Genomic DNA, 2,144 nt, shown 5'->3' with positions numbered 1-2,144 from the left:
ATTAAAATTAATTGCCCCATATGACCTCCTAAAATTTTGGAACTCCCAGATGAAAAATTTTGTCACGAAAAAACGCTCGGGCTCCTCCCCACCGCAAAGCTAAATAAAGCTCTCACAGTACCTTTTTCTTTACTTTGATTGCCCTTTGTGTTATAATTGTCGTTAACAATTGATAAGGAGGTATATTAATGCTTTATTGTATTGATGTCAAAACAAGTCAAGTCCATGTACTGGGGTGTCCAGAGATTACTCGTAAGGGTAAAAAAAAGAATGAAAACATAATTTTTCTAGAACGTTTTAATAATCCTAATGATGCGGTAATTGATTCAAAACTTAAAGGCTACTCAGAAGCTAACGGTTGTATTCATTGCTGCCCTAGTGCACATACAGAATAAATGATTGGGCTATTAAGCCCTTTTTTTTATTCCTCCTCATCTACAAACATCAAACCTTTGTGCTCCTTAATAGCTTTCTTGCTCTCTTCATACTTGATATGCTTAAGATGTCGATCAATCTTTTCATCTGAAGTTTCAATACTGTATAGTTCTTTTCCTAGTTTATATAATTCTGCAGTAGCTTGTACTCTTAACTTCAATGCTTCTTCATGAGATTTAACCTTTGGCTTTATTCCTTTTTTATCTAATTCCATGAGATAAGATAAGTTAGATTGGTGTAAGGTTCGATAGTTACTTATGACTCGATCTCTTAACTCAACTCTTTTGGTAATATCATCCTCAATAAATGCCTGCTCAAGGATTGCTTTATTTTTTCCTTTGATCCATCCACTCTTACTAGCTAAGTTTCTAAGAGTTCCATTGTTTACCATGTAATCTATGGCTAGATCTATAAGATCTACTCCAGACTCATATGCTTTCTTAAGCTCCTTTTTCGTATCACTCGAGATTTTTCTATACTTAGCCATTAATAATCAGCCTTCAGATCATCTAGGTTTATTCCATGCTTATTTTCTATTAGATCAATTAGTTTATTTCCCATGACTTCATCTGTATTGATTTTCTTTATAATAGCTTTTCTAAGTTTTTCTGGATCTTTATCAGTGATAACATCAAAGCTAGGATCATTAAAAGAATACAAATAACTATTTGCTAAGATATTTATACTTTCCAATGATCTATCTGTTTTAAAAGATGAGATCTTAAACTTCACTGCATTCTCTATCATCTCTGTAAAATCTTCTTCACTCATTTCTAACATCATGACACTCACCTCCTAATTTCTATTTTATGTCATAAAAATGTAATAAATCACTTTAAATTTTCTACCTCATTACTTAGGGAAACTGTGTCACAATTATTTTTCACCATTTCTTTTCTATCCCTTTATTTATAAATGGTAGAATAGATTTTTATACTTTTAAAATCTAACCACTATTTGGGATTAGTGGTTAAAAATTTTTCCCACTAAATAACTTAATTTTTCCTTGTTATTTAAGTGAGAATAATTCTTTTTTATCCTTTTGTCTTCCCTAGTCTTATGTGGTTTATCATGGAGTGATATTATCTTTTCTAGATTAGAATAATCAAATATCCATGAGTTATCTTCTAAATATTTATAGACATTTCTTTGAGGAGATCTACCAGTAGCCCTGGCTAATCTATTTGATTTTTTAAACTGCAAATAACTTAGTTCTAAGTTTGGTTCTAATTCTTTCTCTAAATATCTATATGCTTCTTTAAATAGTTTTTCATGGCATAACTCAGTGAATATCTTGTCTAAAATATAGCTGTTTTCTAATAGTGCTTCTAATGTATTGTTTATATTGAATCTTTCAGTGGCATAGTATTTATATGTTGAACTAGATAGCCACCATTCTAGCCTGGTTAAATCAAAATCTAAAATGTTTTTATCATCTACTTCCCTCTTCTTATCATAAATTCTAACTTTATGACTTTTCCATCCCCCATCTAAAGTAGAATCTAAAAATAATTTTTTATATGACTCATTTAGATTTATATTACCTATCTTTCTTAGTTTAGGGAGTTTTAGGAATAAAAGAGTAAATACTTCTTTGTATTCTTCAAATGTTAGTTCAAAATTCATATTTATCTCTATTTCACTAATCTTAGCTTCAGTGAGATCTATAGATATATTTTTGCTTTCTAGTAAATTAATTAGTCTATTAA

Annotated in this window: 4 protein-coding genes; 1 reads left to right on the top strand and 3 read right to left on the bottom strand. The window is 29.9% G+C overall.

Going from position 1 to position 2,144, the window contains the following annotated elements; genetic code table 11:
- Positions 1-188: 188 nt before the first annotated feature.
- Positions 189-395, top strand: a complete 207-nt coding sequence (locus WBG30_RS10445) for a hypothetical protein (protein WP_424504597.1) — start codon at positions 189-191, stop codon at positions 393-395.
- Positions 396-421: 26 nt separating this feature from the next.
- Here WBG30_RS10445 and WBG30_RS10440 read toward each other — a convergent pair whose 3' ends face one another.
- From WBG30_RS10440 to WBG30_RS10430, 3 genes are all read right to left on the bottom strand, one after another.
- A complete protein-coding gene (locus tag WBG30_RS10440) occupies positions 422-922 on the bottom strand; it encodes a hypothetical protein (RefSeq protein ID WP_424504596.1) in 501 nt (166 codons plus the stop codon).
- Positions 922-1,218 (bottom strand): hypothetical protein, encoded by a 297-nt coding sequence (locus WBG30_RS10435; protein ID WP_424504595.1) that lies wholly within the window; start codon positions 1,216-1,218, stop codon positions 922-924. Before WBG30_RS10435 ends, WBG30_RS10440 begins: the two co-directional genes overlap by 1 nt.
- Positions 1,219-1,398: 180 nt before the next feature.
- Positions 1,399-2,144: hypothetical protein (locus tag WBG30_RS10430; RefSeq protein ID WP_424504594.1), on the bottom strand; the 746-nt coding region annotated here is incomplete at its 5' end.

This window comes from Psychrilyobacter sp. (genome assembly GCF_049671765.1).
In the GTDB taxonomy this organism is placed as follows: Bacteria; Fusobacteriota; Fusobacteriia; order Fusobacteriales; family Fusobacteriaceae; genus Psychrilyobacter.
This window is presented reverse-complemented; position numbering and strand designations above follow the sequence as displayed.